This window comes from Streptomyces flavofungini (assembly GCF_041028215.1).
Taxonomy (GTDB): Bacteria; Actinomycetota; Actinomycetes; order Streptomycetales; family Streptomycetaceae; genus Streptomyces; species Streptomyces flavofungini_B.
The window spans coordinates 1-13,104 of the sequence record NZ_JASKYR010000010.1; the positions used below are offsets into that span (position 1 = coordinate 1).

16 protein-coding genes and 1 pseudogene are annotated in these 13,104 nt (G+C 68.4%); all 17 read right to left on the reverse strand.

Annotated elements, in window-relative coordinates; translation table 11 throughout:
• A pseudogene (locus AB8Z36_RS01300) lies at window positions 1-1,057 on the reverse strand (hypothetical protein); the annotation flags it as partial.
• 20 nt (window positions 1,058-1,077) lie between these two features.
• Window positions 1,078-1,362, reverse strand: coding sequence for a hypothetical protein (locus tag AB8Z36_RS01305; protein ID WP_369211291.1), 285 nt, complete (start codon window positions 1,360-1,362; stop codon window positions 1,078-1,080).
• A 110-nt stretch (window positions 1,363-1,472) separates the two neighbouring features.
• Window positions 1,473-1,826, reverse strand: coding sequence for a hypothetical protein (locus AB8Z36_RS01310; protein WP_369211292.1), 354 nt, complete (start codon window positions 1,824-1,826; stop codon window positions 1,473-1,475).
• A gap of 92 nt (window positions 1,827-1,918) precedes the next feature.
• Window positions 1,919-2,506: a phage tail protein gene (locus tag AB8Z36_RS01315; protein ID WP_369211293.1), complete on the reverse strand. Its 588-nt coding sequence runs from the start codon at window positions 2,504-2,506 to the stop codon at window positions 1,919-1,921.
• A 73-nt stretch (window positions 2,507-2,579) separates the two neighbouring features.
• Window positions 2,580-2,969 (reverse strand): hypothetical protein, encoded by a 390-nt coding sequence (locus AB8Z36_RS01320; RefSeq protein WP_369211294.1) that lies wholly within the window; start codon window positions 2,967-2,969, stop codon window positions 2,580-2,582.
• On the reverse strand, window positions 2,966-3,301 hold the full coding sequence (locus tag AB8Z36_RS01325; protein ID WP_369211295.1) for an HK97 gp10 family phage protein: 336 nt from the start codon (window positions 3,299-3,301) through the stop codon (window positions 2,966-2,968). The genes AB8Z36_RS01320 and AB8Z36_RS01325 overlap by 4 nt, the downstream gene beginning before the upstream one ends.
• Before the next feature lie 15 nt (window positions 3,302-3,316).
• Window positions 3,317-3,649, reverse strand: coding sequence for a hypothetical protein (locus AB8Z36_RS01330; protein ID WP_369211296.1), 333 nt, complete (start codon window positions 3,647-3,649; stop codon window positions 3,317-3,319).
• A gap of 38 nt (window positions 3,650-3,687) precedes the next feature.
• Window positions 3,688-4,101 carry a hypothetical protein gene (locus tag AB8Z36_RS01335; protein WP_369211297.1) on the reverse strand — a complete coding sequence of 138 codons (414 nt, stop codon included), beginning with the start codon at window positions 4,099-4,101 and terminating at the stop codon, window positions 3,688-3,690.
• A gap of 9 nt (window positions 4,102-4,110) precedes the next feature.
• Entirely contained in the window at window positions 4,111-5,079 is a 969-nt protein-coding gene (locus AB8Z36_RS01340) for a glycosyltransferase family 4 protein (RefSeq protein WP_369211298.1), read from the reverse strand.
• 65 nt (window positions 5,080-5,144) lie between these two features.
• Window positions 5,145-6,101: a phage major capsid protein gene (locus tag AB8Z36_RS01345; RefSeq protein WP_369211299.1), complete on the reverse strand. Its 957-nt coding sequence runs from the start codon at window positions 6,099-6,101 to the stop codon at window positions 5,145-5,147.
• A 19-nt stretch (window positions 6,102-6,120) separates the two neighbouring features.
• Complete coding sequence (locus tag AB8Z36_RS01350; protein ID WP_369211300.1) at window positions 6,121-6,759, reverse strand: hypothetical protein; 639 nt, start codon at window positions 6,757-6,759, stop codon at window positions 6,121-6,123.
• Window positions 6,760-6,820: 61 nt separating this feature from the next.
• Window positions 6,821-7,642 carry a VG15 protein gene (locus tag AB8Z36_RS01355; RefSeq protein WP_440581835.1) on the reverse strand — a complete coding sequence of 274 codons (822 nt, stop codon included), beginning with the start codon at window positions 7,640-7,642 and terminating at the stop codon, window positions 6,821-6,823.
• A complete protein-coding gene (locus AB8Z36_RS01360) occupies window positions 7,614-9,083 on the reverse strand; it encodes a phage portal protein (protein WP_369211302.1) in 1,470 nt (489 codons plus the stop codon). Before AB8Z36_RS01360 ends, AB8Z36_RS01355 begins: the two co-directional genes overlap by 29 nt.
• Window positions 9,080-10,831 (reverse strand): terminase, encoded by a 1,752-nt coding sequence (locus AB8Z36_RS01365; RefSeq protein ID WP_369211303.1) that lies wholly within the window; start codon window positions 10,829-10,831, stop codon window positions 9,080-9,082. The genes AB8Z36_RS01360 and AB8Z36_RS01365 overlap by 4 nt, the downstream gene beginning before the upstream one ends.
• On the reverse strand, window positions 10,824-11,225 hold the full coding sequence (locus tag AB8Z36_RS01370; protein ID WP_369211304.1) for a hypothetical protein: 402 nt from the start codon (window positions 11,223-11,225) through the stop codon (window positions 10,824-10,826). The genes AB8Z36_RS01365 and AB8Z36_RS01370 overlap by 8 nt, the downstream gene beginning before the upstream one ends.
• A gap of 124 nt (window positions 11,226-11,349) precedes the next feature.
• Window positions 11,350-11,928, reverse strand: coding sequence for a bifunctional DNA primase/polymerase (locus AB8Z36_RS01375; protein ID WP_369211305.1), 579 nt, complete (start codon window positions 11,926-11,928; stop codon window positions 11,350-11,352).
• A 951-nt stretch (window positions 11,929-12,879) separates the two neighbouring features.
• A complete protein-coding gene (locus AB8Z36_RS01380) occupies window positions 12,880-13,101 on the reverse strand; it encodes a hypothetical protein (protein WP_369211306.1) in 222 nt (73 codons plus the stop codon).
• Window positions 13,102-13,104: the final 3 nt, after the last annotated feature.

Here is a 13,104-nt window from a genome sequence, read left to right on the forward strand (position 1 = left end):
CCCCGACACCCGCCCCGGCCGCAGTGGCAGCCGCCGCGAGACTCCCCAGCCCGGCAGCCAGCACCGGAATCGCCGGAATCGCGGCAACGCCACCAAGGGCCACAGTGAGCCCGAACAGTGCGGCCATGGCCTGGGCTGTGCTGACATCGGTGCGGATGTTGATGCGTTTGCCGTCGAGCGCGGCAACTTGTGCGCGGATCGCGGCCAGCTGCGCGGCGGCAGCACCCGTGTCGATGCGCACCGCGACATCCGCGTCTGAGGCGGCGAGCGCCTGCAGCCGGGCCTGGACCGCAGCGATACGGGCCTGGGCGGTCGCGGCGTCCATGTCGACGCCGATCCGCACCTCGCGGAGGGCGGTGAGCTGCGCCCGCAGCCGGGCCACCTCAACCTCGGCCGGTGTCGTGTCCGCCCCGATGTTGATGTTCGGCAGGGATGCTTCGGCCTGCTGCACGGCGGCACGAAGACGCTGCCCGAAGGTGCCGTCGGTCTCTACGCGGACCCGCGCCGGGTCCCGGGTGACGTCGTCGATTTCCGCTTGGAGCGCCTGCAGCTGGGCGATGGCCGCCGCGGTGTCGGCGCGGACGGCGACGTTGGGGTGGGCGGCGCCGATGCGGCGCAGCCGTTCCTCGATGTCTGCGGCCTGTGCGCGGGCGGTTTCGGCGTCGATGTCGACGCCGACGGTTTTGTTCGACAGGGCCTCCAGGCGGGCCCGCAGCCGGGCCAGGTCCGCGTCGACGCCCGTGTCGTTCAGCCCGACGTTGAGCTTGGGCATGCTGCGGAACGCCGCCTCCAGGCGGGCCCGCAAAGACCGGGCGAACGCCCCACCCGTGTCATTGCCTGCGCGGGTGGCGGCGGGCCGCGCCGCCTTCGCGCCGTTCTGGATGCCGTTCCGCACCGCCGGGGTGATGTGCTGGGCGATCTGGCGGCCGATGATCCGGCCGACCTCGTCGCCGATCTCCGACGCGGGGGGCACCAGAGCGGCACGCAGTCGCTCCTGAACTCCGGTCGCGTTGGGGATGACGTCGACCTCGACGGAGCCGACAGAGATAGCGGGCACGGGAGCCTCCCCCCGTGGCGCTAAGCGGCGCCCCCATTGAGCATCTGAGCGAGCGTCGCGTACTGCTCTTCGCTGGCCTTCTGCTTGCCTTGCACTGCCTTGGCGCCTGGCCTGCGGATAGGCTCCGGCGCTTTCTGCTTACGCGTCGAGTGCGTGGAGGCGTAGGTGTGGTGCAGCTGGCCGATCCGGTCAGCGACGACAGCGATGAGCTGATCGGTCTGCGACCAGCGACCCTTCTCCGGATGCCCTCGCTTGGCTTGCTCGGCGAGTTCCTCGTCCGACAGTTCGTTCCGCAGGGCCGTCATCGTGTTCGACTCAGGCGGCAAATGCTGGATCAGTACCCGCAGCCACGACCAGGTGCGGCGGCCGGTCAGGACATCGGTGATGTCGTAGCCGCGGTCGATGAGGTCGGCTCTTACCGCCTCCGCGTGCTCCTGCCAGACCGAGACGATCCACTGGACTTTCCCAGGTCGTCGCCACCCGCGCGGGATGCGGCTTCCGCGAAGTGGCCGATGCCTTCGGCGGTCGGGTCGAGTTCCTCGTATAGCTCGTAGTCGTCCTCGTGCAGGATGAGTTCGAAGAACGTGTCCATGTCGCCCTGGTTGAGGGCGCGGATGGCGGAGGCCCGCCAGCGAGTGGCGGGCAGGGTGCGGACGTCCTTGGTGACGCCGTCGTATCCGGCGAGCGGCACGGTGACGTATCCGTCCCCGGTCTCGGCTTCGGCTTCCTGGGCTGCGGCGGCGTCGAGTTCCTTCTTCGTGGTCGGCATGGCGCGGGCCTCCTTCGTTCCGGGCGCGGGCTAGGGGAAAGAGAGGTGGGCGGGCCAGGGCCCGCGCCGACGGTGTTGGCCCGCCCACCCGTTCAGGAGCCCGTGTAGGCGGGCGTCGCGGGGATCTTGTCGACGTGGTAGACGGTGTTGCCTGCCGCGTCCGGGTAGGTGGTGATCGTCCACTCGTAGGCCGACATCTCGTCCTGCTTGAACGTGACGTCGCTGCGGTCGTTGATCTCGCCCTGGGGCACGTAGAAGCCCTTGTAGGCGCTGCCGTCCACGACGAGGAACCAGAACGCGCGCCGGTCCGGGACGGGGCTCGCGGTCTCCGCGTACTTGGTGAGGCCGTCGCCGTCCGGCTCCAGGTCCGCCGAATCCAGCCGGTACTGGAGCGAAGTCACGACGACACGCGAGGTCTCCCACACGGTGAACCCGAAGGTCCGCACGCTCTTAGTAATCTGTGTGCGGAACGGCGAGGTTAGACCCCAGGGCGTGAACTCCTGGGAGTCCTCGTCGAAGCCGTAAGTCAGGCCGTCGTCCGAGAGCGCGCCGAGCGGCTCCCAGGGGGCGACCGGCTGATCCAGCGGCGAGGCAAGGGCAGGTGTACCGACGGGCGACACCCACACGCCACCCGTGGCACCCACGAGGGCGAGGTCCGAAGACCTGGTGATGTTGACCATGCTTTTGTCTCCAGACATGGAAAAGCCCGCGCACGGGCGGGTGATGAAGGTCCGGCGCGGGCCTCAGGAGCGGTCAGGAGACCGGGTGATTGAAGACTTCGTAGGTGGCCCCGGCACGACGCAGGCCGGTGTTCGTGTAGGGGCGGATCGCAGGGCGGGTGATCGTGCCAGTGCGGCCGATCACCGCCGTCGCCGAGGTGGAAGCGCGCACCTCGTGCAGCATCCACAGGTGCACCTCGCCCGCGAGAGCGAGCGCATCACCGCGCGTGGCCGCGTAGACGTTGATGTCGACGAGGACCCTGTCGAGCCGGAATCCGTCGTCGTCGCCGCCCAGCACCTCGATCTGGATCGTCGGCAGCTCGTCCCCGAGGTTGTTGTCGAGCTCGTCGCGGACCACAGCGTCCGGCCAGCGGGCTGCGGCCCGGCCGATCAGCTCCAGCTCCACGTCGACGGGGACTGTCACTGGTTTCGCCCGCCGATCGCTGCCGCACGCAACAGCACATGGTGCGCGCGTCCAGTCGGAGTGCCGTTTCCGTACTCAACCCAGCGGGCGTAGTAGGCCGTGTTGCGGACGTAGGCGGCTGCCCGGTCCCGGTTCCGGCCGCCACGCGAGGTGCTGTCCGTGGACCAGGACGCCTTGTAGTGCCCGGCCGACGGATCGGTCTCATCGACCGGGGAGAGTGCCACGGCGACGCCCTTGATGACTTCGGCGCGGCGCAGCATCTCCGCCTGCATGCCCGGCATGCGCAGCATCTGGCCGACGCCCTTGCGGGACATCTTGAAACGAGCAGGCATGCAACCTCCCAGAGGTCAGCCGGTGACGCGGTCGGCAGCGAACTGGATGACGCCGCGGGTTCCGGTGAACGGGCTGCGGCCCCAGTCGCCGGGCTCGCCCGTGATCTCACAGACGACGCCCCGCACCCTCGCCCTATCCGTGGTGCGCAGCGGCATCCTCGGATGCCCGGCCGGGGCATACACGGTCCAGCCGACGATGACCGTGTCCCGGTCCTGCTGCTGCGCCCCGCCCACCTGCGGCGTCTCCGCCCGCGGCGTCACCACACAACCCGTGAGGTCGAAGGATTCGTCCGGGCCCGGAAGCGGCTGCCCGCGCGGGTCCCGACCCGACGACTGCCCGGTACGCACGATCCGTACTGTCTCCCCGAACGGGTACGGGGCTGGCATCAGCCATACCCCCAGCCGGGTTCGAACTCGTCCGCAAATCCCGCGTCGTCGATGGGCCACGTCGGCGACGGATCCGCAGTCGCCGGTGTCGGATCCACGGTGAACGCGCCACCGCGGCCTGCCAGCGACTTCAGCGCAGACTTGTCGGACTTGGTCAGGTACAGGCCGCCCGAGCCTTGCGGGCGCTGCACCGACATGGGGCCGATCGTCTCGTAAGACACCTGCTGCGGATTCACATACGCGCGGCCCGACACGCTCAGGACCACGGCCTCCGCACCCTCGGGCAGCGGTTTCACGACCGTCTGACACAGCGAGATCGCCGATGCGATCAGCAGGTCGGCCCGATTCCCGTCGATCTCTCCCAGGCCCAAGTACAGACCCAAGTGCTCGACGGTCGGAGGGGTGAACGCCATCGCCGCCTCCTATCGGGCCAGGGACTCCACGGCACTACACCAGGCCGCCAAATCAGCGGACGGATCGAGCTCTCCCGAGCGGGCCTTCGCCCGCTTCGACGCCAACCGGTACTCGGCAGGCGCCGCGAGCTTGCGCAGCACGGCCTCGTAGCCGTCGATGTCCTGCCTGTCGACGAAGATCCCGGCCTCGCCCAGCGACTCGCACAGCCCCGGGGTGGGGTGCGCGACGACGGGAATGCTGCTCGCCATCGCTTCGACGCCGGCGCGGCCCCACGACTCGTAGGACGACGGCATCAGCAGCACACGGGTGCGGGCATACACCTGCTCCCGCATGTCCTGTCCCTCGACGTGCTCAAGCACTTCGACGTTGGGCAGGTCGGGAAGGATCTGCTCCCCGTAGGCGCCCTTCACGGCCAGGAACTGCAGGTCCGGCATCCGTTCGGCGAGGGCCTTCAAGACCTTGCCGCCCTTCTCCGGGTTGCAGTTGATCAGCGTGATGGCCTTGCCGGGCTTCGTCACGTACTCGTCGGCGAAGACCGGCGGGCGCACGATCAGCGACGACTCCGGGCGCGTCGACTGCGGGTACTCGGCGAAGAACATCTCCGCCTCCCGCTCCATCCACAGCGAGTTGTAGACCGCCAGGGCCGTGCCGCCCGCAGCCGCGTCCCGGAAGGTGGGCTTGTGCGTGTTGTGGCAAACCACGATCAGCGGCTTGCCGTACCCGCGGGCGAGCGATGCCGTCGACGGCACCGTTTCCAGGTGCGCCAGCAGGACGTCCGCCTTACGAACCGCGGACGGGAAATCGAGCCGGGAGGCCAGCGGGACGACCCTGATGCCCCGGTACTCGTACTCGCGGCTGGCCTTACCGTAGCGGGACAGCCACACAGAAACGTCGTGGCCGCGCTCCACCAGCGGGCGCAACATGCTGATCAGCATGTGCTCGGCGCCGGCGTTGTGCTCCGGAGGCGCGGCATGCACCCTGGCGACGATTCGAAGGGGCCTGGCTGCCCCGCCCGGCGCGGATGCCGGGACAGCCGCCGCCATCAGGAACCGCTCGGAGTGCCGGTGTACTTCACGAAAGCGTCCGCGTCACCCTGCACGTAGCCGTAATACGCCTCGGCCAGCAGGAGAACCAGGTTCTCCTGGAACGCGGAGTGGACCCCGCCCTCCTCGTCGATGTACGTGGCCTCCTTGGAGATCCGCACCGTGATGTCCATGCCGACGCCGAACGCCGCCTGGCTCCAGTCGCCGCCGATCGCCCGCAGGCCCGTGTCCGCGGACGCGGACTGCCGACGCTGCTTGCCCGACACCGAACGCGAGTAGGCGAGCGGGTGCCCGATCAGCGTGCCCGCCGACGCCATGTCCGTGCCCGGGGTCTGCGTGTCAACCAGGATCGGGCGGCCCGTCGTGTCCGTGGCGAGCAGCAACTCCGGCTTCAGCCGGTAGTCGGCGACCGTACCGGTGTAGTCCCAGTCCTCGTCGATGACTTCCTTCATGCCGGTGACCAGGTCACGCCAGATGCCGCCGGTGCCCTGCGACGCGGTACCGAGAGCGACACTCTGGGACGTCATGGCGAGGTAGTCGGAGAACGGCCCGGTCGCGCCCTTCATGGTCTTGCCGTGGATCGCCGCGTGGTCGAAGGCCCGCGCGAACGCCGTCGGCAGATCCGCCTGGAGTTGCGTCCACAGACCGCCAGAGTTGGTCATGACGACCTCTTCGGCGACCGGGATGAGCACGGCGAGCTTCTTCGCCGTCATCTGCTTCACGCCGACCGAAGAGGTCGACAGGGGCTTCTTCGCTGCCTGTCCGACCCAGTCGGCGGTGGGCACGTCCATCGGGATCGGCACCGATGTGGTCGCGTCGATCGCGAGCGGGGCGCGGCGCGCCAGCGCCATCACCGCCGACGACTCCACGGACTTCTCGAAGATGGGCCCGGCCAGAGTTCGCGGCAGGAGCGCATCGTTGACATCGGAGATCTTCAGGGGGGCGGTGACCGCCATGGTGTCCTTCTTTCAGCAGCTACTTGATCTTGAGCTGCGGTTTCAGCCACCCGGCGAACTCGTCGCCCGGGGTGGGGGGCCTGCTCTTGTTGGCGCCGGACGCCTGAGTGCGATCCGGTGCGGGGCGCCGCGGGCCCTCCGGGGGCTGGCTCTTCGCCCAGTGCGGCTTGCGTTCCAGGAGCGCGTCGAGGTCCGCCTTGATGGCCGCCTCGTCGATGTCGCCGTCAGAGTCGATGTACGAGTCGAGATCCAGCGCACCGACCGCGTCCTCCGGGTCGGCGAACCCCGTCATGGCCAGCGCCTGCACCTGCGTGCGGACCAGCCGTTGGCGGGTCTTTGTGATCTGCTCGTTGGCCTGCGCCAGCTGGTCGTTGAGCCGCTCGGACTCCGACTTCTCGGAGTCCTTGATGCGCTGCAGCTCCGCGGCCTTCGGCTCCAGCTCCTTCAGGCGCTTGCGGAGGTTCGCGGCCTCCGAGTTCGCCTTTCGGATCTTCGCTTCGGCCTGCTTCCGGTCGAACGGCTTCTCGTCGCTGCCGGTCTCCGCCTCCTGGGCGTCGCCCTGCTGCTCTGTGCCGTTGTCCTCGGTTCCCGTCTCCTCGACGGTCTCCTCGGTGCCGGACTCCTGCTGCTCGCTGGTCTGCTCGTTCTCTTCAGGCATGACGAATCGGCCCTCCAGGGGCTGTGGAAAAGGGAAAGGCCACCACCAGGGCGACCATCGATCAGAAAGAACCCGGGAGTGGGTTCGAGTCGTGCTCTGCCAACGCCCGCCGGAACAGGCGGAGCTGGTTTCCCGGGTGGCCTTGGGCATACTCGCGGTAGATGCGGCCCCACTCCGCCGCATGCGGTGAAAGCTCGAACCGCTGGCCGCGGAAGACGGGGATGGGCTGGCAGCGACAGAAGTTGTGGAACTTGATCACGCTGTCCTCGCCGATGAACCTCTCGTTCGCCGTGCGCCCTACCGCGTCGAGATCCTTATACGTGGCCCCCCTGGAAGCCATCAGCTTGCAAAATGAGCACGCTCCAAGGGCGGCGGCCCGCGCATAGCCAACGGCTCCCGCGTCCTGCTGGACCGCGCCACGGACAGTGGAGCGGCCCGCGTTCAGCACCAGACGGTCGATGACGCCGTCCGCCTTGGACATGGCCGCATCCAGGCGGCTATCCAGCGGCTCCAACTGCGCCACCGTCGCATCCCTCTCGTCGCGCGGCCACAAATCCTTCGTGGCCCACCGCAGCGACTGGGACGTCTGCTCGTCCGGCGGAGGATCAGCCAGCGGCACCGTGAACAATCCCGGCACCCCTGCGGCATCCCGCTCCCCGTCATAGAAGTCCGCGGCGAGCGTCGCTGCGACCTGCGAGTAGCGGGCCACCAGGGCCGCCACCGCCTCAATCCACGTCGGCACCGTCGCCTGCAGCCTGTCCGGATTGACGAGACGACGCAGACCACGCAAATCACGCAGCAGCAGCGTCGACAACCCGAACTGAGCTTGCCTCCAACGGGCCACGCTCGCCGAACTATCCGAGGTCGTCGATGCCAAGGTCACCCTCCGACGACTCCGCAGACGGTGCCTGGCGGGCGCCCGCCCCGATCTCGGCCAGGCGGTCCATCAGCGCACTGCCGTCGGCCCGACCTGCGTTGCGTCGACGGTCCGCGGCGACGCGCTGTCTCTGCGCCTCCGTGAATCCGGCCATCTCCAGCGTGACGTCGCTATCCGCAGGCAGAATGCCCTGCTGGACGAGCTTGACGGCGGCGTCCACCTGCGCCGCCACGGTCGGCGTCGCCGGGTTCCGCCACACGGTCTCGATACGGCGCGCCTTGTCCGGCGGCACGCCGTCACGCACCCACAAGGCGAGACGCATCGCGTCCTGCCAGTTAGCGCCGAAGCGGCGAATGCGGCGCTCCGCCTTCTTCACCTGCCGGTTATCAGCGAAGCGGATCGCATCTGCAGAGGCCGGGTTGTCGCTGCTGTAGCCCAGCACGTGCGGGGCCACCGACATCTGCGACGCCATGATCCTGGCGTACATGTCGACGATCTTCGTCTGTCCTGAGGGGTCGTGCGCGGAGAACTGGCCGACCTCGGGGACGTTGCCGTCCTCGTCCCGCTCCAAGGCGAGCATGCGGCCGATGTACGTCTCCCACGCCGACTTCGCGTTGCCCTCCGCATCCTGGAACGCGGACTCGGATGCGCCGAGGATGTAGCGCTGCGGCGCACCGAAAAACTCGGCCGCCACCTCCATGCCCATCAGCCGGCGGCACGCAGCATCGGTAATCGACATGACCTCAGGCGTGATCTCCGACTTGCCGACCCGGTCCGCGGTGCGCTGCCGGTTCGCCAGCCGCACCACGGGCACAACACCGAGGTTGTGCATGTCGCGGTCGACGACCTCCCAGCCGCCGGACTCCGACGGCAGGCACATCACCGTCTGATCCGGCAGGTACAGGACCAGCATCCGCTCGTCGGGACCCGACTCGATGTACGTGTCGGCCGCGCACTCCCGGAGCGCGGCCGTGCCCATGCGCAGGCGGGCGTCCCACATCAAGGTCATGTCCAGCGGCGACTCCGCCGAGATCAGCGGCGGACAGTCGCCCCCGCAGTCCCCGGAGCCGACCGCCAGATACTCGCGGCCGTAAACCAGGGCATCCAAGTGCGCCAGGCTCGACTCGTCGTAGAGGTCGTTCGCCGAAGCGATCTCCTCCAGCTCCGACGAGTCGGAGCCGTCCGCCCACCGGAACGCCTCCAAGTCGAGGCGCTCCTCCAGAGACTCGACACCGACCCGCGGCCAGCCGATCACCGTGTGCAAGCCCTTAAGCTGCGGCGGGATGCTGATACCCAGATCGCGCACCAGCTGCTCGCCGTTGAAGTAGGCGTCCCGCAACTGCAGCGCCCACCGATCCCGCAGCATGTCCGCCCGCAGCATGTTGATCAGCGCGAGCTCGTCGTCCGACAGGAACGTCAAAGGCAGTTCAGGGGCGTAGGCGGTCATCGCAGCACCACCACCCTCCCCCGGCCCGGGGTCTTCTTCTTCGACCGCTTCGGCGAGTTCAGGATCATGCGGCGCAGCATCCGGGCGCCGATCGCGCACACCGCGAGGTCGATCTTGCGTGCAGACTCACGGTGCTCCTTGCCGATCGTGATACCCCACCGGTTCGTGCGCCGCCGGGCGTTGATGACGTGCGTGCGCAACACCTTGTGCCCGTCGTGGAACAGGGTCCGCTCCAGCACGTCCGCATGGGTGCGCTTCACGGCCTCCGTGAACGTCTCCTGATTGCGGGGGTCGCGCATGTCCCAGCGCACCGCGTGCGCCTTCGGGCCCGACGAAACAGAGCGCAGGGCCAGCTTGGAGCCCCACGTCTGACCCCACAGGTCGATGTACGTGTCCCAGTACATCTCGCCGTCGTCGTCATCCTGACCGGAGCCAGGGTCGGCGAAGAACGCCTGCACCCTGAAGCGGGCGAACGCGTTCTCGACCACGCCGTGCACGTCATCGCGCGGCACCCGGTAGGGCACATAGCCCGGCGAGTTCGGGGACGGCCAGTTCGCCGGCTTCTGCCACACGCCCAGCGCCGACACCAGACCGTCCGATATGCGGCAGGCGCACAGCCCGGTCGCGTCATCGGACTTGGAGCCGTCGAAAAACAGCACGACCTCGTCGCCGTCCGCCAGCACCAGATCCTCGCGCTTGCACGCGTCCCACTCGTAGCGGGCCAGCCACGCATCCTCCGCTGCGACGACCTGGTTGTACCAGAAGCGGCGCGACCGGGACGGCGGGTTACGCGGGTCGAGGATCGACTTGATCAGGCGCGGGATGTTCAGCCAGTCCGAGTCGCCCCGCACCGCAAGCAGCACCTTCTCCAGCCACGGCCTGGTGAGCTTCGCCTCGGGAGGGGCCTCCAGTGAGTCGTACAGGATGCCCGCGTCCTCGGCCCGCCCGGCTTCTGCCGCCTCGTAAGCGTCCCGGGTCTGCTCGGCGACCGAATCCTCGCCCGGCTCGAACGCGTTAGTGATCGCGAAAGTGCGGGCCGACCCGTCCGCCGATTTGGTGGCGTTACGCTCGATCGTCGCGGCCATCTCATGGCCCTGGTTCGACTCAATCCAGTGATGCGTCTCGTTGAGCAGGGTGAACGTCGTCCGGCCGCCCTCAAGGGCGCGCGGCGAGGAAGTGACCGCCTCAATGCGCGCCAGCCCCTTGTGGGCGTAGACGACTTCCTTGCCCACATCGATGCCGTACTCGGCCCGCGCCTTCGGAGTGAACAGCGACCCAAAGATGATCATCGTGTTGCGGGTTTGGTCCTTCGACACCGCAGCAACCTGCACCCAAGACTCCGGGTGCGGCTCCCCTACCGGCTGCCCCTCCGGGACGCCGCTCTCGTCGCTCGGGCCAGCGATCTGGCCCGACCAGCGGGAAGGGCCCACGAACTCGACGGCGCACAGCGTCGCCCCGAACGGGTCTTTGCCCCACCCCTTGAGGCGTTGCAGCACAGCGTCCCGGTAAACGAACTCGCCCGTCTCCGAGTCGAGCGCGAACCACCACAGGATCAACCGAACCTGCTCGCTCGTGTATCGCCACCGCGAGCCGCGATGCTGCAGATACTTGCCCGTCCATACGAGGGCGTGCCAGCCGAGCGTGAACTCTGGCTGGACGAACAGGCCGTCCTCACCGCGCGTCCACGTCGGACCAATAACGACCGGGGTGATCTCGTCCGGGACTTCCTCGACCGCCTGCTCAGCCACCGAAGGCGGAGCGGTAGTCATCAAGCACCTTCACGTCTGCGTCCGCCTGAGCGGGCGGCTTCTTCCGTTCCAGCTCCATCCGGGCCCGGCGGCGGTCGCCCTCCGTCGTCAGCAGCGACGACATCACCGAGTTGAGGGCCGCCACGAGCTGCCCGTTCGGGCCGCGCTCAGAGCAGTCCAGCACCCGCGACATCAGCTCCGCTGCATACCGGGCGACCGCCCAGTCCGAAGGCTGGTAGAACGCGGCCTGCCCCGACTCGCGCAGCGACAGGTACCAGTCCGTTGCGATCGGATCCCACAGCGGACTCGGATCCGGCAGGTCCGGCAGATCGGCCGGGGCCCCCGACGGAGCCTTCGTGATCGAGTCCTTCTCTTCCTTCGAGCGATGGCCCATGCGCTCCTCGGAGCGCTTACCGATAGGTCCACGAGCGCCCATGACGACCTCCAGGGTCAGAGCACGCCACCAGGGCGCGCGAAGGGCTGGAAACAACGACGCCCCGCAGGACGCCGCCGGGGCGTCAGAGCGAAGCGATCAAACCGGCCGCGTCAGGCAGCTCGGCAAGACTGAGGGGCGTACCCGGAACCCGGTCGCCCACGATCATGTAACGGCGGTCCGAGTACACCTCGATCGCCAACTCCCCGCGGCGGATACGCCGGCCGTGCGGGACCGCGCCGCGGAACCACAGGTGCAGCCCGGTGCCGGACCGGCCGCGCTCCATATACGTCGGCGGCAACTGGTCGACGACCGCCTGCGCCCACGGCAGCACCCGGCCACCCTCAACCGCGTGGTCCAGGTCGACGACCACGATGCCGTCGCCAGCCGTCAGGGCGAAGCCGACGCCATCACCGGTACGGGACGCAGCAGCCGCGGAGTAATCCGACCAGGACGAGGGGTCCGTCACCGAGGCAAAACGGCCATCCGTCCGCAGCGGCACCTTGTCCTTGTGCCGCACCCAGCGCGGACGCGACGTCAACTCGGACGGGACCCGGGCCTGCTGCTCGGCGGCGGGCGCGGCGTCACGCTCACGCTTGCGGGCCTGAGCTGCGAGGACACGATGAGAGTCAGTGCAGTAACGGCGGTCCGACCGGTGCACCACCGGCAGGTCCCCGCCGCAGTGCGCGCACCGCTTCCTCGTTCCTGGCATGCCGCCATCCTACCGGCACCGTTTAACGGCTACAGCGATCTGACCTGCAATGTTACCGAGTCGGGACGATCCGACCACAGGAACCCCGTCCAGACAGCCCGACGTCATCGCAGGTCAGCGCCTTGGAAACCCGGGGGCGATGTCAGGTGCTATACGAGCCCGAGGGTTCGATCATGGGGGTGGGGGGATCACCCCCCAGGCGGGATGATCAACGGCTCAGCCTTGAGGGTGATCACGTCAGCGTAGTGATCTTGCGCGGCGGACTGTACTGATCTTCGCCGCCCTGTTCGACCGCGTGATCACCGCGCGTGCGATCGACTCGATTCGTTCTTCGTTGTTGATCTCAATCGACTTCGATCATTGATCACAACGATGAACGATTGATCACTCTCACGTGATCGCCATCGCATCGCCATGCATGCCTCACCCATGCCCACTGCCCTACCCGCCTGCCCCCGTAGGGGCGGCCGGTATAGGGGGTGCCGGTACGCCCTGCCCTACCGGCCTGCCTGCCACCTGCCGTCGAGGGGGTGGTGCACCAGCAGCCCCGTCGTCCTGGGCGGCTGGCCTGACCTCTGGTCCGCACAGGCAGTCGGGCTCGGCCGTGCTGGTGTCGTGGTCGAGCAGGTCACCGATCGGGGTGACGTGCAGTGTGGTCACCGTCGGCGTCCGACGTTGCCTCGGCTGCCGGTGTAGACCCCTGTGTTGCGGCGGTGCAGGAGCTGGCAGTATCCGCGGGCTCGGGCTCCCATGTACTTGCTGAGCTGCCGGTTGCACCTTGTCCAGTCACCCGGTGTCCCCCAGCGGATCTTGGATGCGCCTGCCCCGCTGCTCCAGTAGCGCCTCAGAGTTTCGGCATTGCCGCGCCTGCTCCGTGAGCCTCGTCCTTTGCTGGCCACAGCTCTACTCCTTCTGCGGCGCGGGCTCCGGTGTGGTGTCTTGGTCTTCGTCTACCCGCTCGATGCGGGCTCCTAGCGCTGCGGGGATGGCGGCGCACATGCCGTTGCCGTCGGAGAAGATGGCCCATCCGCCGTTGAATTCGATGGTGAGGGGTTCGTCTTGGAGGACGAGGTCGTCTCGCCTCTGCCCTGCCGGGTGGATGATCACGTAGGCGGGCACGGTCACCGC

Bases quoted from the DNA above. Each gene is read 5' to 3' on its own strand.
- AB8Z36_RS01305 (WP_369211291.1), bottom strand. From the start codon at position 1,362: ATGACGGCCCTGCGGAACGAACTGTCGGACGAGGAACTCGCCGAGCAA.
- AB8Z36_RS01310 (WP_369211292.1), bottom strand. From the start codon at position 1,826: ATGCCGACCACGAAGAAGGAACTCGACGCCGCCGCAGCCCAGGAAGCC.
- AB8Z36_RS01315 (WP_369211293.1), bottom strand. From the start codon at position 2,506: ATGGTCAACATCACCAGGTCTTCGGACCTCGCCCTCGTGGGTGCCACG.
- AB8Z36_RS01325 (WP_369211295.1), bottom strand. From the start codon at position 3,301: ATGCCTGCTCGTTTCAAGATGTCCCGCAAGGGCGTCGGCCAGATGCTG.
- AB8Z36_RS01335 (WP_369211297.1), bottom strand. From the start codon at position 4,101: ATGGCGTTCACCCCTCCGACCGTCGAGCACTTGGGTCTGTACTTGGGC.
- AB8Z36_RS01345 (WP_369211299.1), bottom strand. From the start codon at position 6,101: ATGGCGGTCACCGCCCCCCTGAAGATCTCCGATGTCAACGATGCGCTC.
- AB8Z36_RS01350 (WP_369211300.1), bottom strand. From the start codon at position 6,759: ATGCCTGAAGAGAACGAGCAGACCAGCGAGCAGCAGGAGTCCGGCACC.
- AB8Z36_RS01360 (WP_369211302.1), bottom strand. From the start codon at position 9,083: ATGACCGCCTACGCCCCTGAACTGCCTTTGACGTTCCTGTCGGACGAC.
- AB8Z36_RS01370 (WP_369211304.1), bottom strand. From the start codon at position 11,225: ATGGGCCATCGCTCGAAGGAAGAGAAGGACTCGATCACGAAGGCTCCG.